The 20319-nt window shown below is 65.0% G+C and carries 19 protein-coding genes and 1 other RNA gene; 9 read left to right on the top strand and 11 right to left on the bottom strand.

Annotated features, from left to right (window positions below; all coding sequences use genetic code 11):
- Window positions 1-52 precede the first annotated feature (52 nt).
- Window positions 53-271, top strand: a complete 219-nt coding sequence (locus JQ616_RS33005) for a hypothetical protein (protein WP_212022068.1) — start codon at window positions 53-55, stop codon at window positions 269-271.
- Between the two features lie 83 nt (window positions 272-354).
- On the opposite strand, the gene JQ616_RS33000 is transcribed toward JQ616_RS33005, so the two are convergent.
- Together JQ616_RS33000 and JQ616_RS32995 are read right to left on the bottom strand one after the other, a co-directional pair.
- Complete coding sequence (locus JQ616_RS33000) at window positions 355-1590, bottom strand: RNA polymerase sigma factor (RefSeq protein ID WP_212022067.1); 1236 nt, start codon at window positions 1588-1590, stop codon at window positions 355-357.
- A 68-nt stretch (window positions 1591-1658) separates the two neighbouring features.
- Entirely contained in the window at window positions 1659-2018 is a 360-nt protein-coding gene (locus JQ616_RS32995) for a YciI family protein (RefSeq protein ID WP_212022066.1), read from the bottom strand.
- 147 nt (window positions 2019-2165) lie between these two features.
- Between JQ616_RS32995 and rnpB the strand changes: the two genes are divergently transcribed.
- From rnpB to JQ616_RS32970, 5 genes are all read left to right on the top strand, one after another.
- Window positions 2166-2580: RNase P RNA component class A (gene rnpB, locus JQ616_RS32990), an RNA gene on the top strand.
- Between the two features lie 101 nt (window positions 2581-2681).
- Window positions 2682-2861, top strand: a complete 180-nt coding sequence (locus tag JQ616_RS32985) for an RNA polymerase sigma factor region1.1 domain-containing protein (RefSeq protein WP_212022065.1) — start codon at window positions 2682-2684, stop codon at window positions 2859-2861.
- A gap of 175 nt (window positions 2862-3036) precedes the next feature.
- Complete coding sequence (locus JQ616_RS32980) at window positions 3037-4476, top strand: DUF1254 domain-containing protein (RefSeq protein ID WP_212022064.1); 1440 nt, start codon at window positions 3037-3039, stop codon at window positions 4474-4476.
- A gap of 45 nt (window positions 4477-4521) precedes the next feature.
- Window positions 4522-4968 (top strand): DUF2721 domain-containing protein, encoded by a 447-nt coding sequence (locus JQ616_RS32975; RefSeq protein ID WP_212022063.1) that lies wholly within the window; start codon window positions 4522-4524, stop codon window positions 4966-4968.
- An 86-nt stretch (window positions 4969-5054) separates the two neighbouring features.
- The gene (locus JQ616_RS32970; RefSeq protein WP_212022062.1) at window positions 5055-5582 is read left to right on the top strand and encodes a hypothetical protein; all 528 of its coding nucleotides are present in this window, start codon (window positions 5055-5057) and stop codon (window positions 5580-5582) included.
- A 21-nt stretch (window positions 5583-5603) separates the two neighbouring features.
- On the opposite strand, the gene JQ616_RS32965 is transcribed toward JQ616_RS32970, so the two are convergent.
- The gene (locus JQ616_RS32965; protein WP_212022059.1) at window positions 5604-6320 is read right to left on the bottom strand and encodes an alpha/beta fold hydrolase; all 717 of its coding nucleotides are present in this window, start codon (window positions 6318-6320) and stop codon (window positions 5604-5606) included.
- A 106-nt stretch (window positions 6321-6426) separates the two neighbouring features.
- Here JQ616_RS32965 and JQ616_RS32960 point away from each other — a divergent pair, with 106 nt between their 5' ends.
- Window positions 6427-7170, top strand: a complete 744-nt coding sequence (locus JQ616_RS32960) for a sulfite exporter TauE/SafE family protein (protein WP_212022057.1) — start codon at window positions 6427-6429, stop codon at window positions 7168-7170.
- A gap of 27 nt (window positions 7171-7197) precedes the next feature.
- On the opposite strand, the gene JQ616_RS32955 is transcribed toward JQ616_RS32960, so the two are convergent.
- The 4 genes from JQ616_RS32955 to JQ616_RS32940 all read right to left on the bottom strand — a co-directional run bounded on the left by JQ616_RS32955 (window position 7198) and on the right by JQ616_RS32940 (window position 13747).
- Complete coding sequence (locus tag JQ616_RS32955) at window positions 7198-8583, bottom strand: MATE family efflux transporter (RefSeq protein ID WP_212022055.1); 1386 nt, start codon at window positions 8581-8583, stop codon at window positions 7198-7200.
- Between the two features lie 84 nt (window positions 8584-8667).
- A complete protein-coding gene (locus JQ616_RS32950; protein ID WP_212022052.1) occupies window positions 8668-10467 on the bottom strand; it encodes an ABC transporter ATP-binding protein in 1800 nt (599 codons plus the stop codon).
- Window positions 10468-10825: 358 nt separating this feature from the next.
- Window positions 10826-12415: a DHA2 family efflux MFS transporter permease subunit gene (locus JQ616_RS32945; RefSeq protein ID WP_212022050.1), complete on the bottom strand. Its 1590-nt coding sequence runs from the start codon at window positions 12413-12415 to the stop codon at window positions 10826-10828.
- 48 nt (window positions 12416-12463) lie between these two features.
- Complete coding sequence (locus JQ616_RS32940) at window positions 12464-13747, bottom strand: HlyD family secretion protein (RefSeq protein WP_212022048.1); 1284 nt, start codon at window positions 13745-13747, stop codon at window positions 12464-12466.
- Between the two features lie 190 nt (window positions 13748-13937).
- Between JQ616_RS32940 and JQ616_RS32935 the strand changes: the two genes are divergently transcribed.
- The gene (locus tag JQ616_RS32935) at window positions 13938-14579 is read left to right on the top strand and encodes a TetR/AcrR family transcriptional regulator (RefSeq protein WP_212022046.1); all 642 of its coding nucleotides are present in this window, start codon (window positions 13938-13940) and stop codon (window positions 14577-14579) included.
- Between the two features lie 168 nt (window positions 14580-14747).
- The gene (locus tag JQ616_RS32930) at window positions 14748-15590 is read left to right on the top strand and encodes a GNAT family N-acetyltransferase (protein WP_212022044.1); all 843 of its coding nucleotides are present in this window, start codon (window positions 14748-14750) and stop codon (window positions 15588-15590) included.
- A 44-nt stretch (window positions 15591-15634) separates the two neighbouring features.
- Here JQ616_RS32930 and JQ616_RS32925 read toward each other — a convergent pair whose 3' ends face one another.
- The 4 genes from JQ616_RS32925 to JQ616_RS32910 all read right to left on the bottom strand — a co-directional run bounded on the left by JQ616_RS32925 (window position 15635) and on the right by JQ616_RS32910 (window position 20238).
- Window positions 15635-18307, bottom strand: coding sequence for a flavin-containing monooxygenase (locus JQ616_RS32925; RefSeq protein WP_212022043.1), 2673 nt, complete (start codon window positions 18305-18307; stop codon window positions 15635-15637).
- A 398-nt stretch (window positions 18308-18705) separates the two neighbouring features.
- A complete protein-coding gene (locus JQ616_RS32920) occupies window positions 18706-19410 on the bottom strand; it encodes an SDR family oxidoreductase (protein ID WP_212022042.1) in 705 nt (234 codons plus the stop codon).
- Window positions 19411-19501: 91 nt separating this feature from the next.
- Entirely contained in the window at window positions 19502-19696 is a 195-nt protein-coding gene (locus tag JQ616_RS32915; RefSeq protein ID WP_212022041.1) for a hypothetical protein, read from the bottom strand.
- Window positions 19697-19854: 158 nt separating this feature from the next.
- On the bottom strand, window positions 19855-20238 hold the full coding sequence (locus JQ616_RS32910; RefSeq protein WP_212022040.1) for a response regulator: 384 nt from the start codon (window positions 20236-20238) through the stop codon (window positions 19855-19857).
- Window positions 20239-20319: the final 81 nt, after the last annotated feature.

The following is a 20319-nucleotide window of genomic DNA, read 5'->3' as shown; positions in this document are numbered from 1 at the left end:
TTTCACCACCTGCCGTCTTTTTCATTGGGGCGGTCTGAGTGGAGATTCGTCCATGTTCAAAGCACTCATCGCGGGAGCTGCCGCCATCGGCCTCATCGTCGCGCCGGCAGCCGCTATGTCGACCCAGGGCAAGACCACGTCGACCATGCACAAGACCCACAAGGTCCAGCATGCGCAGAAGAAGATGGCGCCCGGCACCACGACCGGCATGTCGAGCGGAACGACGACCGGGCAAGCGACCGGCGGCGCCAAGGCAAAGACCGGGTACTGAGCACGAGCAATGCTGCGGGGCACGCTGACGATCTCTGATCCAAGCTGCGTGCCCTCACCGACCTCGCACGAGATGAGGTGATCTCACCCCAGCTCCGCGACCCTTCGCGCATAGAGCCGCCGCAACGGCTCGAGCTGGGTCGCGGCGGTGGCAGCGAGATACGCCTGCCGCGCTTCGTCTTTGCGGCCGAGGCGGCGCAGCAGATCGGCGCGCACCGCGGGCAGCTGGTCGTATCCCTTCAATGTGCCGCGCGCGACCAGTGCGTCGATCAGATCGAGCGCACGCGCCGGGCCGTCGACCATCGACACCGCGGCGGCGTGGTTGAGCTCGATCACCGGCGATGGGCTGATGCGCAGCAGCACCTCGTAGAGACCGGCGATCTGCGGCCAGTCGGTCTCCGCAAAGCTCGGCGCCCGCGCATGCAGCGCGGCGATCGCGGCCTGCACCGCATAGGATTGCGGCCGGCCCGGCATCCGCAACGCCTCCTCGACCAGCTGCACGCCTTCGGCGATCTGCCTGACATCCCACAGCGAACGGTCCTGCTCCTCCAGCAGCACGATGTCGCCGTCTGCGGTCTGGCGGCCGGCGCGGCGTGCATCATGCAGCAGCATCAGCGCCAGCAGGCCCTTGATCTCGCCGCGCGCCGGCATCAGCGCATCGAGCAGCCGCGCCAGCCGGATCGCCTCGCGCGCGAGATCGGGCCGCATCAGATCGTCGCCCGCGGTCGCGGCATAGCCTTCGGTGAAGACGAGGTAGATCACCGCGAGCACGCCTGACAGCCGCGGCTCCAGCGCCTCGCGCTCGGGCACCTGATAGGGAATGCCGGCGAGCTTGATCTTCTGCTTGGCGCGCAACAGGCGCTGCGCCATGGCGTCCTCGCTGACCAGGAATGCGCGCGCGACCTCGACGGTGGTCAGGCCGCACACCGTGCGCAAGGTCAGCGCGACCTGCACCTCGGGCGCAAAGGACGGATGACAGCAGGTGAAGATCAGCCTCAGCATGTCGTCGTCGAGCGTCGCGTCCACCGGCTCGGGCGAGGTCTCCGCATCGAGCAGCAGCTGATGCGTCAGTTCCTGCTGCTTGCCGCGAAAGCTGACGGCGCGACGGACCCGGTCGATCGCCTTGTTGCGCCCGACATTGACCAGCCAGGCCCGCGGATTGGTCGGGAATTCGCCGATCGGCCAGCGCTGCAGCGCCACCGCGAAGGCATCCTGCAGCGCATCCTCGGCCAGATCGAAATCGCCGACGAGGCGGATCAGCGTCGCGAGCGCCCGGCCCGCCTCGTCGCGAAACACCTTTTCGATTTGGCTCGGGGTCATGACCATCGATCGTTGCTCAGCGGCCGCGCCCGGCGACGCGACCGCTGTGTTCATCGGAGATGACGGTGCTAGCGCGGGTTATCGTAGATCATAACAGGCCGGACTTCGATCGAGCCGGTCTTGGCGCCGGGAATCCGTGCCGCCAGACCGAGCGCGGTATCGAGATCCTTGGCCTCGACCAGATAGTAGCCGCCGAGTTGCTCGCGGGTTTCCGCGAACGGCCCGTCCGTCGTCATTGTCTTGCCGTCGCGGACCCGCACGGTGGTCGCGGTCGACACCGGCTGCAGCCCGTCGCCGGCCTTGAAGTGGCCGCTCTGGATGATCGACTGGGTGTACGCCCCATATTCGGTCGTCACGGCCTTGCGGTCGTCGGCGCTCATGCGGCCATATTCCGCGTCGCTCCGGTAGATCAGCAGCAAATATTGCATCTCATCTCTCCTCTTGATCGGCTGGATCGCCGACACCCAGTCGAACGGGCGACAGGCCAAACGACATCTTCAGGATAATTTATTTTGGCCGCCTTGGCGGGTGTTATCCGCTTGACGGGACCGGCCTAAACGCCCATGCCATGGCTGTCAGTCGGCCGGACGGCCGCTCCCGCAAGTGCCGAAAGGCCGCGGGGGAGGAAAGTCCGGGCTCCATCGACATGCGGTGCCGGATAACATCCGGCGGGGGTGACCCCAGGGAAAGTGCCACAGAGAACAAACCGCTCCCTCTCCGGAGGAAGTAAGGGTGAAAAGGTGCGGTAAGAGCGCACCGCGTTTCCGGCAACGGAGACGGCATGGCAAACCACACCGGGAGCAAAACCGAATAGGGACGGCAACGCGGTTAGTTCGCGCACGCGCGATAACACCGCAGGGCGATGTCAGGCCCGCTGTCCGGGTAGGTTGCCCGAGGCAAGGTGCAAGCCTTGTCCCAGAGGAATGGCCGTCGCGTACCATTCGCAAGATTGGTGCCCTACAGAACCCGGCTTACAGGCCGGCTGATATTTTGGAGTATGAGGGGCTCGGCGCAACACGCCGGGCCCCTCGCCATATCCGTCACCACGACCGCGTCCCGTTTGCTAGAATGCTCCTCGCGGAGGATCGCAGATGGACCTTCAGAAGATCATGGCGAAGGCACGAGATCTCGCCAAGAACAGCGGCACGATCACCTTCGAGCAACTCAACGGCTTGTGCCCCAACAACATGGAGTCCGAGGACATCACGGCTCTCTTCAGGGCTCTCAACGCCGAGGGAATTCAACTCAAGGACGACGAGGCAGAATCGTAGAAGCGGTTGCCTGAGCAAGGGCTCTCGCCGAGTGGGTGCAGTGCAATCGTAATCGCACGTGCAGCACGGCGTCGGGCTCCGGGTGCGACAACGTGCGCGCGACCAACATTGACGCAAATCAAGGTACCTGGAACTCGCTTCGCTGACCCTCCGGATCAAACCAGGAGGGCTCACCATGTCGATCACGCGTCGTCAGGCACTTGCAGCGCTGTGCGCTGGGGTTTCGCCGCTCGCAATTTCACTCGCCGCACGCGCCGATTTTGATGGCCCGGTTGTCCGGGCTCTGGAGGGCGGCGAAGAATTCTGGCTCGCCCAGGATGCCTATATCTATGGATATCCGCTGGTGACGATGGAGATGACCCGCAGGGTCATGACAAACGTCGCCCAGGTGGAAGGCACCCGTGGGCCGATGGGGCAATTCGTCAAGCTCCGCAAGTACCCGGATGCCAGCTTCAAGGATGTGACGGCGCCCAATGCCGACACCCTCTACACCACGGCCTGGATCGACGTGGGAGACGAGCCCTGGGTCCTGAGCATGCCGGACATGAAAGACCGCTACTTCCTGTTTCCGATGCTGGATGGCTGGACCAATGTCTTCCAGGTCCCGGGCAAGCGCACGACCGGCACCAAGGCCCAGACCTACGCGATCACCGGACCGGGCTGGAAGGGAACGCTTCCCGCAGGAGTCAAGGAGTACAAGTCTCCCACGAGCCTCGTCTGGATCCTGGGCCGCATCTACTGCACCGGCACGCCGGAAGACTACGCGGCGGTGCACGCCGCTCAGGACGAGTACAAGCTCGTGCCACTCAGCGCCTACGGCAAGTCGTATGCGCCTCCGTCAGGCAAGGTCGATGCGTCAATCGACATGAAGACGCCGGTTCGCGATCAGGTCAACCGGATGGACGCAGCAGCGTATTTCACCCTTCTCGCGCAACTGATGAAGCGTAATCCGCCAGCGCCCGCCGACGCGGCTGAAGTTGCCAAGTTCGCGAAGATCGGCCTCGTCCCCGGCAAGGAGTTCGATGCGAGCAAGTTCGATGCCGCGTTTGCCAAGCGGGTCCCGCAAGTGGCATTCGACCGCATCATGCTGCAGTTCAAGGTCAACAAGGCGATCCGGAACGTAAACGGCTGGGCGTTCGATAGCGAGGCTGGCATCTACGGCACCAACTATTTCAACCGCGCCCTTGTCACGGCAATCGGCCTTGGCGCCAATCGCATTCAGGATGCGTGCTATCCGACGTCGCAGAAGGATGCCGACGGCAAGGACTACCTCGGCAGCAACAAATACGTCCTGCACTTTCCGAAGGGGCAGCTTCCTCCGGTCGCAGGATTCTGGTCGATCACGATGTATGACGAAAATTTCTTCTTCGTCGCCAATCCGATTAACCGCCAGTCGATCAGCGCCCGCCAGAACCTCAAATCCAATTCGGATGGTTCGGTCGATCTCTACATCCAGAAGGACAGTCCAGGCCCCGACAGGGAGAGCAACTGGCTGCCCGCGCCGGCGGGCAAGTTTGTCCTGATGCTGCGCATGTACTGGCCGAACGAGAAGTCGCCGTCGATCATCAACGGGACCTGGAAGCCTCCACCCGTTCGCAAGGTGACAAGCAGCTAGGGAATTTTTGCGTTATCCCGGCGTCCGTGGACAGAGGCAGGTGTGATGCAGGTTCCCGACACTCCGTCCGTCGAACAGATATCGCAGGTGATCGTTCAGGTTACCGCGCCGTCGTTCCTCCTCGGAGCAGTTGCCGGGTTCGTGTCCCTGCTGATCTCCCGCATGAACCGGGTGACTGACCGGATACAAGCGGGTGAAGCGGTCCCGGACGGCGATCACGCCAAGGCAAGGTTCAAGAGGGACATGCCGCAATTGAGGCGCCGTGCCGAATTGCTGAATCGTTCTATCCTGTACTCCACGACAAGCGCCATCCTGACCTGCCTGCTCGTGATCGTGGCGTTCATCAGCGCATATTTCCAGCTGCGGCACGAATACGGCGTCGCCGTGTTGTTCATTGTCGCCCTCGGATTTTTCACCGCAGGGCTCGTGAATCTCGTCCGCGAAACCTGGATTTCCGTGCACGAGTACGAATCCGGATCATCAGGGCCGTAGCTGACCGATTGGCCATTCGGCGGCATTCGCGCTATGATCATCAGGAGCTGAACCCTCTGCCAGAGATTGAAAGAGGAGGAATGGTCATGTCGGTGGCCTGCAAGTTCGAACGCAGCATTCTCAGCCACGAAGAATATGAGACGATCCGCCTGACGCATCACCCGGCGATCTACGATGTCGAGGTGGCCGAGCTCGAGGCGATGCGCCCCCGCCTGCGCCAGATGCGCGCGAAGGAACGCACGGTCAGCCGGCACAAGCAGCGCGAGAGCCGCGGAAAGGCCGAGCCTCGCGGGGCAAGCTTTCCGGGGACCGCCGCGCACGCCTCGGAACGCAAGCAGGTGTTCGCCGCGGCGCTGAAGCGGGTGAACACGGAGTTGAAGCGTCAGCACAATCTGGCGGCCCGGACCGCGCATGTCGAAGCCGCCCGAAAGGCCCTCGCGCTGCACCGGGCCGCGGACTTCGCGACGCGTCCCGCGGCGGGGCCGACCGCCAGCGACGGCATGGCATCGAAGCCAAGCGAACGGCGAAGAAAGATCATCGCCGGCGCGAAGATCGGACGAATATCGCAGGCGACGAAAGTCGCGCAGGCCGTGCGCGACGCACGCGGTGCATGACGCCGGGCGAACGACGGCGCGTTAAGCCACGATCTCCTGCAACAACGTCATCAGCGCCTGCGGCGCGGTGACGTTCGGCGAGTGGCTGGCGTCGATTTCGAGATAGCGCCAGCCGGCTTCGTCCTTCGTGCGTTTTGCGAACTGCCCGAACGTATCCGCCGGCGTGATGCGGGTGGCGTAGATGTAGCTGCGAGGCAGGATGGTCTCGCCGTGCTTCAATTTCAGTTTCTGCTCGAAGCATTTGATCGGCATCTCGACACGGCGCGCGGTCAGCCATTCGACGTCCGCGGCGGATGTATCCGGCGGCGTCGGCATCGGCGGGATGCGCCAGCCGTCGTTGTTGCGCGCCGCCTCCCGCATGTTGGCGATCGCCACCTCGTTGAGATCGAACAGCGACTGGCCGTCACGCGGCACGAAGGCATCAATATAGATCATCTGCGCGATGCGCTCGCGAACGCGATCGGCGACGCCGGTCGCGACCATGCCGCCATAGGAATGGCCGACCAGCACGATGTCGCGCAGATCTTCGTAGGAGATGACGTTGAGCATGTCCTGGATATGCGCGTCGAGGTCGAGCCCCTGATGCGCGAGATGCGCGCGCTCGCCGAGCCCGGTGTAGCTCGGCGTGATCAGCCGGTGTCCCGCAGCCTGCATCAAGGGATGCATCTTCTTCCACGCCCAGCCCGCCGACCAGGCGCCGTGACAGACCAGAAACGTTTTGGGCGAATGCGCCGTCATGAGGATGCTTCCATTTCGATTATCGTTGATGAGCCGCGATTTTGAAGTGTACCCATGGCCGTCGTCGTGTAAACGTCCCGGCAACGATCATAAGAACGAGATGAGGATGACCCCGGCAAGCTACGCGGTCCTGTTCTTCGGCGCGCTTGCCGGCGGTTTCGTCTCCGGCCTTGCCGGCTTCGGTACCGCGCTGATGGCGCTCGGCATCTGGCTCTATGTGCTGCCGCCGACGCTCGCGGTGCCGCTGGTGCTGGTCTGCTCGGTGATCGCGCAGGTCTCGACGCTGCCGTCGATCTGGAAGAGCATCGATTTCCGCCTGGTCTGGCCGTTCGTGATCTGCGGTCTCGCCGGCGTGCCGATCGGCATCCGGCTGATCGCCCGTGCCGACCCCGAGGTCTTCAAGCTGACGATCGGCGTCTTCCTGCTGGTGTTTCCGACCCTGCTGTTCCTGCAGCGCAAGCCGATGTCGATTTCGTTCGGTGGCAAATGGGCCGACGGCGCGATCGGATTCGCCGGTGGCATCCTCGGCGGCCTCGCCGGCCTGTCCGGCCCGCTGCCGATCCTGTGGGCGAGCGTGCGCGGCTGGGGCAAGCAGCAGCGCCGCGGCGTGTTCCAGATCTTCAACTTCACCATCCTGGCGGCCGCACTGCTGGTCCAGATCGCAAGCGGGCTGGTGACAACAAAACTGATCTGGCTGGTGGCCTGCGCGTTTCCGGGGACACTGCTCGGCGCCTGGATCGGCTCGCGCCTCTACCACGCGCTCAGCGACCGCAATTTTTCCGACGTCGTGCTGGTGCTGCTGTTCCTGTCCGGCGTGGCGCTGGTGTGGAACGGGCTGGCGCCGAAATGATGAACGGCCGCCAATTGGCTGAGCCGGTCAGCCGACCGGCTCGAGACCAACGCGTTCCGGCGTGATGTCGCGCGCCAATGGCGCGAGACGTTTCCTGAACTCGCGACGCAGCAGCCACAGGCTCAAGCCGGCCTGCAGCGTCGTCGTCGCGATCGACAGATACCACACATGCTCGATCCGGAAGCCGGGCCGCGTCGAGAGCCAGATCACCGGCACCGCATAGGTGACGAGCCGCACGATCGAACTCAGCAGCACCGGCCTGGTGTTGCCGAGGCCCTGGAACATGCTGTTGCAGGTAAAGACCAGCCCCTGCGCGACGAGGTTCATGGAGACGAAGTGCAGGAATTGGGCGGCGACCGCCATGGTCTCGCGATCATTCGAGAAGCCGTCGAGCAACAGCCCGGGCTTCCAATGCGCGAGAACGGTGAAGACGATCATCACGACGGTACCGATCGACACCGCCTTGATGAAGGTCTCCCGCACCCGCGCGCCATTGCCTGCACCGAAATTCTGACCGGCGATCGGCCCGGCGGCGAGCGCGACCGCCAATGCCGGCATCTGGATCAGGCCGAGCACGCGCGTGCCGATGCCGAACCCGGCCTGGGCCGCCGGGCCGAAATCGCGCAGCACGTAGTAGATCACGCCCATCCAGGCGAAGATCAGCGCGAACTCGCCGCCGGCGGGCAAGCCGACATTGAGGATCCGCGTCCATTGCCGCAGTTGTGGACGCCATTGCGCGGGATCGAACCCGACATAGCGCTCCAGCTTGCGGAAATACACGAACAGCATCAGCACGCCGATCAGAACGGCGATCGAGCTCGCCAGGCCTGCACCGGCGACGCCGAACGCATGACCGATGCCCCAGCCTGCGATTAGCACCGGCGCCAGTGCGATGTTGATGATGACCGCGACCGCCTGCACCAGCATGCTGGGCCGCACGATGCCGGTCGCCCGCAGCGCGGACGCCATCACCTGAATGAGGAATTGCAGCGCCAGCGCCGGCATGAACCACAACAGATAGGTGGTGCCGGCGTCGATGGTGGCCGGGTCGGCCGCGACCGAACGCATGTAAAGACGCGACAGCACGACGCCCGCGCCCAGCGTCAACAGCCCGCACAGCACCGACAGCACGATCGACTGATTGAACACAAGGTTGGCATCATCGCGGTCCTTACGTCCCGCGGCATGCGAGATCAGCGCGACGGTGCCGACGCCCAGCACCTGCATCAGCGCGTTGACGAGGAAACCGGCGTTGCCGGCCGCGGCCACGCCCGCAACGGCGGCCTCGCCGAGACCGGCGACAAAATACAGGTCGACCAGCTGGCAGATCATGATCGTGATCATGCCGACCACGATCGGTGGAGCCATGACCAATATATGGCTCACGATGGAGCCGCGCGTCAGGTCTTTCATCTCAATTCCATTCTCGAAATCGATTGTCGTATCTATTCCGGTGCGTGGCTGGCGGGACATCGCCCGTCAACCACGCACCATCGTTCACTCCGCTGCGGCCTGACCGAACTCGGTCGCCTGACGCTCGAACAGGCCGCGGTAAATGCCGCCGGCACGTGCGGCCAGCACCTCGTGCGTGCCCTGCTCGACGATCTCGCCGCGATCGAACACCAGGATGCGATCCATGCTGCGCACGGTCGACAGCCGGTGCGCGATCACGATCGATGTGCGGCCCTTCATCAGCCGCTCCATCGCCTGCTGGATCAGCGCCTCGGACTCCGAGTCAAGGCTCGAGGTCGCCTCGTCCAGGATCAGGATCGGCGCATCCGCCAGGAAGGCGCGCGCCAGCGCCACGCGCTGCCGTTCGCCACCCGACAGCTTGACGCCGCGCTCGCCCACCAGCGTGCCGTAATCCTTCGGCAGCCGCATGATGAAGTCGTGCGCATTGGCAAGCCGCGCCGCCTGCTCGATCGCCTCCATGCTGGCACCGGGCCGGCCATAGGCGATGTTTTCCGCCAGCGTGCGGTGGAACAGGATCGGCTCCTGCTGCACGATCGCGATCTGGCTGCGCAGCGATTGCTGCGTCGCCTCGGCGATGTCCTGACCGTCGATCAGGATTTTGCCACTGGTGACGTCGTAGAGCCGCTGCACCAGCTTGACGAAGGTCGTCTTGCCGGAGCCAGAGCGCCCGACCAGGCCGACGCGCTCGCCCGCATCGATGTCGACCGACAACCCGTCATAAAGCGGCCGGCGATGGCCGCCATAGTGGAAGGTGACGTCATCGAACACGATCCGACCGCCCTGGATGTCGATCGGCCCGGCATCGACGGCATCGACAATGCCGAGCGGCTCGCCATGGATCTGCACCAGCTCTTCCATGTCGTTCACCGAACGCTGCAGGTTGTTGATGTGCATGCCGACATCCCGCAGATAGGCGTGGATGATGTAGTAGCTGGTCAGCACATAGGTGACGTCGCCCGGCGTAGCGCGGCCGGCCGCCCACAGCAGGATGGCGCCGCCGATCACCGAGGCGCGGAAGCACAGCAGCACCACGAGCTGCGCCGTCGAGGTGTGGTTGTAGCGCAACCACGTCCGGCGCACCCGGCGGCGCCAGCGGCTGATGACGCCGTCGAGCCGCATGTCTTCGCGCGTCTCGGCACCGAACGACTTCACCACCGCGTTGCAGGTCAAGGCATCGGCCAGCGTGCCGCCGACCTTGGTGTCCCACGCATTGGAGACCCGCGCGGCCGGCGCGACGTATCGCACCTGGAACACCATGGTCATCGCGACATAGATCACCGAGCCGACCGCGATCACCGCGCCGAGCTGCGGCCAATGCACGCCGAGCAGGATCATCGAGCCGAGCAGCACCACGACCGACGGCAACAGCGCCATCAGGATGGTGTCGTTCAGCAGGTCGAGCGCCCACATGCCGCGTGTGATCTTACGCACGGTGGAGCCGGCGAACGAATTGGCGTGCCAGTCGGTCGAGAAGCGCTGCACGCGCATGAAGGCTTGCTGCCCGACATCGGACATCGTCTTCAGCGTGAACGGCACGATGGTCTGAATGCCGACCAACCGCAGCAGCAGCGACAGCGCGCCGAGCCCGACAATGGCGCCGAACGCCAGCATCGCCGCCTGGCGCGCGGCGGCGTCGGTCGGCCCCGCGGTCAGCGCATCGACGAGATGGCCGGAGAACACCGGCATGAACAAGTCGGCCGCGGTCGCGCCGAGGAATCCGGCGGTCACGGCGGAAGCGCGCAACGGTTGCTCCAGCCAATGGCGGAACACGAATGGCAAGACGATCCGGATCGCGGCCGGCCGCTTGGTGGTTTGCATGGTCATGGCACATCCCGGCCACGCGAATGTCGCGCCGGCCGGCTCCATCTGGGGCGACGTGCGGGCGGAATCCGGCCGCGGGCGTCGCTTGAAATTGTCGATAAGGTGTTGGGAAGTTTGGTTGATCGGGGATCAGTCCCGATCAGCGCTGCGACCTAGTGCGCGAGGGCGCCCAGCAGCAACGAACGCGGGCGCACGGTCTGCGAAATAAACGACATCATGTGCATCTCCCCGGTTCGTGAAACGATGCGCTGCTTATAAATGCATCACGCACGAATGGCAAGATGACATCCGCGTGAGTGCGTCAATGTGTCGATCATGCAACGCTGTTCACGCGACCGGGCGCACAACACGGCGATGCGCATCAATGCGCGTCGCCACCGCCGGCGGTCATCGAGGGCGGCTTGTTGACGAACAGCACCAGCAGGCTGAGCGCGACATAGAACAGCGACAGCATGAAGAAGGCGTCGCCATAGCTCATCACCTGGGCCTGGCGGTGCACGATCTGCGAGAGCTGCTTCATCGCCATCAGGGTGGAGTCGCCCATGCCCTGCAGGCGCTGGGCGAAGTTGTTGAGGGTCTCGACCGCCGTCGCGTTGCCCCAGGTCACGCGGTCCTGCAGTCGCGAGATGTGCAGATCGGTGCGATCGTTGAGCACCTCGTTGATGACGGCGAGCCCGACCGCGCCGCCGAGATTGCGCATCAGGTTGAACAAGCCGGAGGCGTTCTTGACGCGATCCTGCGGCAGCGTGGCGAGCGCGATATTGTTGGTCGGCACCATCGCGCACATCATGCCGATGCCGCGCAGCACCTGAGGCAGCAGCAGCTCGTAGAAATCGTACTCGCGGGTGATCCAGGTCATCTGCCAGGAGCCGAGCGCGAAGGTGACGAGGCCGAAGGCGATGATGTAGCGCAGATCGACCTTCTGCATCAGCCGACCGACCACCGGCGCCATGAAGAACATCGTCATGCCGGAGATGAACATGGTCTCGCCGATCATCAGCGCGCTGTAGCCGCGGATCTCGGCGAGGTAGCGCGGATAGACGTAGGTCAGGCCGTAGAGACCGATGCCGATGCAGAACTGCAGCACGCAACCGACCGCGAAGTTGCGGTTGGAAAAGGCGTAGAGATCGACGATCGGCTCCTCCGCGGTCAAGACCCGCCAGAAGAAGGCGATCGCCGAGACGAAGCAGATCGCGGCGCAGACCGCGACCGAAGTGTCCTGCAGCCACTCATACTGGGGGCCTTCTTCCAGGACATATTCAAGCGAGCCGAGGAAGCCGCCCATGAAGATCAGGCCCCACCAGTCGAAGCGCTCGAGCAGCGCGAAATTCGGCTGGTCGAAATCGACCAGGATCAGCACGCCGGTCGTGATGATGACGCCAGGCACGATGTTGATGAAGAACAGCCAGTGCCACGACATCAAATCGGTGATGTAGCCGCCGACCGTCGGCCCGACGGTCGGTGCCAGCGTAGCCACGAGGCCGATGATCGGCGCCACGATGTAGAACTTTGAGCGCGGGAAGATGGTGTAGGCCGACGCGAACACCGTCGGGATCATGCCGGCGCCGAGGAAGCCCTGCAGCGCGCGCCACAGGATCATCTGCTCGATCGAGGAGGCGAAGCCGCACAGCAGGCTCGACACGGTAAAGCCGAACGCCGAGATCGCAAACAACAGCCTGGTGCCGAGCGCGCGCGACAGGAACCCGGACAGCGGAATCGCGATCACCTCGGCGATCAGATAGGCGGTCTGCACCCACGACACTTCGGTCGACGACGCCGACAGGCCGGCCTGAATCTCGGTGAGCGACGCCGAGACGATCTGGATGTCCAGGATCGACATGAACATGCCGAACACCATGATGATGAAGGCAACCACCCGCTTGGGCTGGAGTCGCTCGGACTCGGAAGCGCCGGTCATCGTCGAGGGCGAAGCAGTGGTCGCGTCGGCCATGGGCTCATCAGGCTCCGAGCTTCGGACTGCGTCCGAAGCTGCAAGGCATCACTGCGGATGGATCATCATCGGCGCGTCGAGGTCGGTCTCGGCGTCGGCATCGGCCGCGCCTTCACGGGTATCGACCGTGGTGTAAACCGACATGCCGGCGCGCAGCAGGCCCTGCTTGGCGACGCTGGCGGGCACGCGGATGCGGACCGGCAGGCGCTGCACGATCTTGGTGAAGTTGCCGGTGGCATTGTCGGGCGGCAGCAGCGTGAACACCGAGCCCGCCGCCGGCGAGATGCTGTCGACGATGCCGGTGAACTTGCGGAAGCCGTAGGCGTCGACCTTGATCGTCACCCGCTGGCCGGTGCGGATGCGCTTGAGCTGGGTCTCTTTGTAGTTGGCGTCGATGAAGACGCCGTCGAGCGGCACCACATTGCCGAGCCGCTGGCCGACATTGATGTAGTCGCCGGTGTTGACCAGGCGGTTGGAGAAGGTGCCGTCGACCGGCGCGCGCACCTTGGTGAAGTCGAGATCGCGCTCGGCCTTGGCGAGCTGGGTCTGCAATTCGGCGAGCTGGGCGCGGGCCTCGGCCTGCTGCGCCTTGGTCACCTCGACATTGTCCTTGGCGGCATCATAGGCCGCTTGCGCGGACCGCACGCTGGCGGCGCCCTGGTCGCGACCGGCTTCCGAGACTTCAAAAGTGGCGCGCGAGGCAAAGCCCTTGGTGCTCAACGCCTGCTGGCGATCGTAATCGAGATCGGCGCGCTTCAGGCCGGCCTGGGCGGAGACCAGCTGGGCCTGCGCCTGCTCGACGGCGGTGGCGGCGGCAGCAACCTGGCGGCCGATGCGCTCGATGGTCGCCTGCTGGGTCGCGATCCGGGTCCGGGCGGCGTCGACCGCGATCTGATAGTCGCCGTCATCGATCCGGAAGATCACATCGCCGGCGCGCACCAGCGCGTTGTCGCCGGGCAGGATCGCCGCGATATGGCCCGCGACGCGCGCGCCGAGCATGGTGTTGTTGGCGCGGACATAGGCGTCGTCGGTCGAGATGTAGAAGCGCCCGACCATCAGGTAGTAGGCGGCATAGCTTGCGGCGGCGAGCGCGAGCAGGCCGACCACGCCCATCATCACGAATCTGCGCTTGCCGGATTTCGGTGCCGCGGCGGCGGGCGGAGCTGTCGGCTGTGCGGGCGCAGCAGCGGGCGGCGCCTCGGTGGGACGCTTGACTTCGTCACCGCGGCCCTGCTCGCCGAGATCGGCGGATGCGTCGCGCGCCATCGCGTCCTCAGCCATCTCAGGCTCGGAACGAACAATGCGTGCAGCCTGATCTCGTGCTGCGGCCATAGCCGAGGCTCCCCACCAAAAAACTCGACGCCCGCAATGGCGGAATAAGGGCCGTGCGGCGCATCGTCACTCCCACCAATACCATTGACCGAACGGTTCGGTCAATCTATATTCCCGCCGAGTGGATTATAAGGCTTCAATTCTCCCCGTGCGCATTTTGGGTTGAGTTCTTTCGCGAGAAGCTAAATCAATGGTTGCAGCCCCCCGTACCGCCCTCCAGTCCGTCGGCGAGGAGGAATCCTCGAAACGCCGCCAGATCCTGGACGGCGCCCGCAAGGTATTCATGGAACTGGGCTTTGACGGCGCCAGCATGGGCGAGATCGCCCGCGCCGCTGCCGTCTCCAAGGGCACGCTCTACGTGTATTTCCCCGACAAGGCCGGTCTGTTCGCGGCGATCGTCGAGGAAGAGAAGCTCGAACAGGGCAAGGTCGCCTTCAACTTCGATCCGGCGCGCGACATCGACACCACCCTCCCCGAATTCGGCCGCGCCTATGTCGCGCTGCTGTGCCGGCCCGGCGGCGGCTCGGCGATCCGCACCGTGATGGCGATCGCCGAGCGGATGCCCGAGCTCGGCAGCCGGTTCTACACCCATGTGATCGCCCACACCGTCGACCGCTTCGCCGCCTACCTTGAGGCGCGCGCCGCGCTCGGTGAACTCGTGATGGACGACACTCAGCTCGCAGCCTGGCAATTCATGCAGATGTGCCAGGCCACGCTGTTCCAGGCTTTCATCTTCCAGGCCAATCCGTCGCCCTCGCCGGAGCGGATCGCAACCGTCGTCGACAGCGCGACGCGGGTGTTCTTCGCGGCGTATCGGCCGAAGGCTGGTTGAGATCGACGCTTTTTCGCGGAACACCGCACTCAGTCTTGTCATGCTGAGGTGCTCGCGTAGCGAGCCTCGAAGCATGCGCGGCCCGGCTGACGGTTTCCTCGCAGTGCTCTTGTTCTCCCGCTGTCGATGTGCACGATCGAAAGCTCCAGCGCGACGAGATCATCCGCCATGAGCGACCTCACCATCCGGCATATGCGACCTGACGAGATCGCGCTGGCGGTCGACTGGGCCGCGGCGGAGGGCTGGAATCCCGGTCTCGCCGATGCGACCTGCTTTGCCGCCGAAGACCCGCGGGGCTTCTTGATCGGCGAGCTCGACGGCGAGCCGGCCGCGGTGATCTCCTGCGTCAATTACGGCGCGCAGTTTTCCTTCCTCGGCTTCTACATCGTGCGCCCTGATCTGCGCGGCCGCGGCCATGGCCTGAAGATATGGAACGCCGCCATCGCGCATGCGCGCCCGCGCGTAATCGGCCTCGACGGCGTGGTGGCGCAGCAGGGCAACTACCGGAAGTCAGGCTTCACGCTGGCCTACGCCAATGTGCGTTACGGCGGCACGGTCACGGCTCCGTCCGCAGCGAGCCCCGGCATCGTCGGGCTGACCGATCTGCCCATGGCGCTGATCGAGGCTGACGACGCCACGGTGTTTCCCGCACCGCGCCCGGCTTTCCTGCGCGCGTGGATCAACACGCCGGGACATGTCGGACGCGCGCTCATGCGCGACGGCAGGCTGGCCGGCTGGGGCGTGGTCCGCCCGTGCCGCAGCGGCAGCAAGATCGGTCCGCTTGTCGCTGACGACCGCGCCGACGCCGAGATCATCCTGTCGGCACTGATCGCGAGCACCGGCAGCGGCGCCATCTTCCTCGATGTCCCCGCGGTCAACCGCGACGCCATCGCATTGGCGGAAGGCCTCGGGCTGTCACCGGTGTTCGAGACCGCGCGGATGTATACCGGCGCGATCCCGCCGCTGCGGACCGATCGCGTGTTCGGCGTCACGACGTTCGAGCTCGGCTAGCGCCGCGGTTCTGATCGAACCGTAGCGCCGCCAAACCCCCGCCCCTAGTTCGCCGCGGCGTTGACCTGCGGCGCCGCGACGTTGTCCTGCTCCAGCTCCTCGGGCAGCCCGGCAAAGCGACGCAGCGCTTTCGCCATCTTCACCCGGCCGGCAACGCCGGTGATGATGACGTCGACCATCACGAACGACGAGTGGAAGTGGCCGTTGCCCTTGAGCTGTTCGACCTTGACGCCGGCCTTGGCGAGCGCGTCGCCATAGGCATTCCCCTCGTCGCGCAGCGGATCGAACTCCGCGGTCGCGATGAACGCCGGCGGCAGGCCTTCGAGCTTGCCGCGCAGCGGCGCGACGCGCGGATCGGTGCGATCGGCCGGCGAGCAGTACAGGTCCCAGAACCAGAACATCAGCCCGCGGGTCAGGAAGTAGCCGGCCGCGTTGTCGACATAGGACTGCCGGTCGAACGAGGAGTCGGTGACCGGGCAGATCAGCAGCTGGCCTGCGATCTCCGGCCCGCCGCGATCGCGCGCAAGCTGGCAGGTGACGGCTGCGATGTTGCCGCCCGCGCTCCAGCCGGCGACCAGCACCGGCCCTGCCCTGCCGCCGAGCTCGGCGGTATGGGCGGCGATCCAGCGCGTCGCCGCATAGCCGTCCTCGGCCGCTGCCGGGAAGCGATACTCGGGCGCGTGGCGATAGCCGACGCTGACGATGATCATGCCGGTGCGCCGGCACAGATCGCGGCAGAACGGATCGTCGGACAGTTCGTCGCCGAGCACCCAGCCGCCGCCGTGGAAATACACCACGATCGGATGCGGCCCCGGCGTCGCCGGCCGATACAGCTTGTAGGGCAGCGGACCATCCGCGCCTTGCAGCATGCCGGTGCCGACCTCGCCGACCGGCCGTCCGAAAGGACGGCCCTTGTTGAACTCGTTCAGGAAGTCGCGCGCGCCCTGCGCGCCCATCGTCTCGATCGGCGGCAGGTTCATCTCCGCCAGCATGCCGAGCACCAGCCGCACATCCGGCTGCAGCCGCACCACCTCGCCGTCATTGCACTGCTCGGCAACGCCGGGACCCGTGAGCTTGAAGCCGAGCATGCCGCGCCCGACCACCTCGTTGCAGATGCTGCGATACGGACCGACGCCGCCGGTGTAAGGCATCACGCCCTGCGGCTTGCCGGGCACGTTGGCGCCCGTGTACCATGTGTTGGCGAGCCGATGCAGCGTCAGCGTCGCGCAGTCGGCCATGTGGCGTTCCCAGCCAGCCTGCGCGCTCTCGGTTGCTTCCATCGTGGTGAAGCCGGCGTCGCGTAACGCAGCGATGCGCTCGACCACCCAGTCGACATGTTGCTCGATCGAAACAGCCATGTTCGACAGCACCGACGGGCTGCCGGGACCGGTGATCATGAACAGATTGGGGAAACCCGCGACGGTGACGCCGAGATAGGTCTGCGGTCCGTGGGCCCAGACATCCGACAGCGACTTGCCGCCGCGGCCGGAGATCGGATGCACCGCCATGATCGCGCCGGTCATCGCATCGAAGCCGGTGGCGAACACGATGACGTCGACATCGAAGCTGCGCGTGTCGGTCGAGATGCCGCCGGCGGTGATCGCCTTGATCGGCTCCTGCCGCAGATTGACCAGCGTCACGTTCGGACGATTGTAGGTCGCGTAGTAATTGGTATCGAGGCAGGGACGCTTGGCGCCGAACGGATGATCATGCGGCGCCAGGGCGGCCGCGATCTCCGGATCCTTGACCACGGCGCCGATTTTTTCGCGGATCAAATCGGCGACCACCTTGTTGCCGTCGACATCGACCGCCTGGTCGGCCCAGAGTTGGGTCAGGATGTGGACGAGGTCGCCCGCTGCCCACGCCTTCTCGAACCGCTCGCGGCGTTCGGCGTCGCTCAACTGCCAGCTCACCACGGTCTGCTGCGGATATGGCACGCCGGCCATCGACCAGCGCGCCTGCTCGCGATAGGCCGCGCGGTCGGTTTCGAAATAGGTTTTGCGATCCTCCGGCGCCGGACCGTTGCCGGCCGGCAGGGCGAAGTTCGGCGTGCGCTGGAACACGGTGAGCTGCGCGGCCTGCTCGGCGATCAACGGGATCGACTGGATGCCAGACGATCCGGTGCCGATCACGGCAACGCGCTTGCCCTTGAGATCGACGCCCTGATGCGGCCAGCGGCCGGTGAAATAGATGTCGCCCTTGAAATCCTTGACGCCGTCGATCTCCGGCGGCTTCGGCGACGACAGGCAGCCGGTCGCCATGATGTAGTAGCGGCACGAGACATTGGCGCCGTTATTGGTCGAGATCAGCCAGCGCGAGGTCGCATCGTCCCAGGTCGCCTGCGTGACCTTGGTGCCGAAGCGGATATCGCGGCGCAGGTCGTAGCGATCGGCGACGAAGCCGAGATAGCGCAGGATCTCCGGCTGGGTGGCGTATTTCTCCGACCAGGTCCACGCCTGGTCGAGCTCGGGATCGAAGGTGTAGCTGTAGTCGATGGTCTGGATGTCGCAGCGCGCGCCGGGATACCGGTTCCAGTACCAGGTGCCGCCGACGTCGCCGCCCTCTTCGAGCGCCACCGCCGAGAAGCCCGCCTTGCGCAACCGATGCAGCAGATAGAGACCGGCGAAACCGGCGCCGACCACCGCGACGTCGACTTGCTGCGTGGTTCCGCTGTGCGTGGAGTCCGAAGCGCGTGCTGCAACTGCTGCGTCTGGCATGCCAATCCTCCCGGTTGTTTTGATTTGACGGAAGGCTAGCCCTGCCCTTTCAGTTTGTCATCACGACAAACGCAATCTGAGGTCGCCGCAATTATGACGTGCGCGGGCTGGAGCAGGATGCGCAGCGTGTGGACGCAAGTGGCGATGCAAGTTGCGGCGACACAACGAAGGGCGCCACATATTCAATGTCGTCCCGACCTAGTGCGCAATTGCGCACGGGAGCCAGGACCCATACTCCGCAGCGGATGTTATCGACAGGACTCGTCGTTCCACCGACGCGCAACAATGACCATCGGTGGTTATGGGTCCCGGCTTTCGCCGGGACGACACCGAGTATTCGGTTGCCTCATGAATCACAAACTCACTTGCGTTGAGGATGACGGGTTTGGCACCACGCCTCAAACCGACCGCATCAGTCCGCCATCGACGCGGATGTTCTGGCCGGTGATGTAGCCCGCGCCGTCGGAGACCAGGAAGGCGATAGTTGCTGCGATCTCCTCGGCCTTGCCGTAGCGCTTCATCGGTACGCTGTCGCGGCGCGCGTCGGTGGCCGGCAGGCTGTCGATCCAACCCGGCAGCACGTTGTTCATGCGAACATTGTCGGCGGCGTAGCTGTCGGTGAAAAGCTTGGTGAACGCGGCGAGCCCGGCGCGGAACACCGCCGAGGTCGGAAACATCGCGCTCGGCTCGAACGCCCAGGCGGTGGAGATGTTGACGATCGCGCCCGACTTCTGCGCCTGCATGTGAGGCGCGACCAGCCGCGTCGGGCGGATCACGTTCATCAGATAGACGTCGAGGCCGGTGTGCCACTGCTCGTCAGTCAATTCGAGCACGCCGGCACGCGGGCCGTGGCCGGCGCTGTTGACCAGCGCATCGATGCGGCCCCAGCGCGCCATCACGCCGTCGACGGCGCGCTTCAGATCCTCGTTCGACCGGTTCGAGCCGGTGAAACCGAGGCCGCCGAGCTCGGCAGCCAGTGCTTCGCCCTTGCCCGACGACGACAGGATCGCGACGTGAAAGCCATCGGCGGCAAGCTTGCGCGCCGCCGCTGCGCCCATGCCGCTGCCGCCGGCGGTGACGAGTGCGACCTTCGCTGCTGCCATGACTTGATATCCCTGTTGATGATTGACCTGATGCAAGGTCTATCACCAGGGATCGCGCAGCGCGACACCCCGCCTGCAGCGCGATGTCGCACTACTTCCTGAACATCTGCTTCGAGCTGGCGTCGAACCTCGCAACGGGCCGGTCCATCTGCCACAGCTCGATGTCATGGTGGTCGACCAGACGGCTGGCCGATGTGATGGCCTGATCGTCGTCGGTGCAATCCACGTTGACCACGCCGATCGGTCGGCTGTGCGGTCCGACGATATATGCGCGATAGGTCGTCATCTTCGGTCTCCGCTGCTGCGAAGTGCTTTCGCAGGGATGGCTGCGGTGAAGATGGGCGCGAGGGCGTATGAATTCGAGAAGGACTCAGGCGGGATCTTATAAGCGCGGAATAAGCACCTGCCGCGTGTCGACTACCCGCGCGCGGGCCGATCAAACGCTCACGCCGGCGCGCCGTTCTTGAGTAGCTTCGCCACCGCCGCAACCAGCTCGTCGGGCGAGAACGGCTTGTTCAGCAGCACGCTGTCGGGCACGCCCCTGGTCGGCCATTCATCACCGCCACCGCCGGTGATGTAGAGCACCGGGAACGACGGATCGATCTCGCGCGCGCCGCGCGCCACACGCCAGCCGTCGAGCCGGCCGAGCAGGCGGATATCGGTGACCAGTGCCGAGTATTTGGTGCGGAACGCCTTGAGCAGCGTCAGTGCTTCTTCGCCCGAGCCTGCGATCGCCGGCTCGTAGCCGCCGTCCCTCAGGGCGTCCTCTACCATCATCTGAAGATCACGATCGTCTTCGATGACGAGAATGATCGGCGCTTCTTGCAAAACCTATCCCCCAGAAATCAGCCGGGTGCGCCCCCGGCTCCGAAGCATATGCAACATAAAAGTGGCCACCATTTGCACGGT

The organism is Bradyrhizobium tropiciagri (assembly GCF_018130545.1).
In the GTDB taxonomy this organism is placed as follows: domain Bacteria; phylum Pseudomonadota; class Alphaproteobacteria; order Rhizobiales; family Xanthobacteraceae; genus Bradyrhizobium; species Bradyrhizobium tropiciagri_A.
Note: the sequence above shows the minus strand (reverse complement) of the source record. Positions and strands in the feature narration are given on the sequence as shown.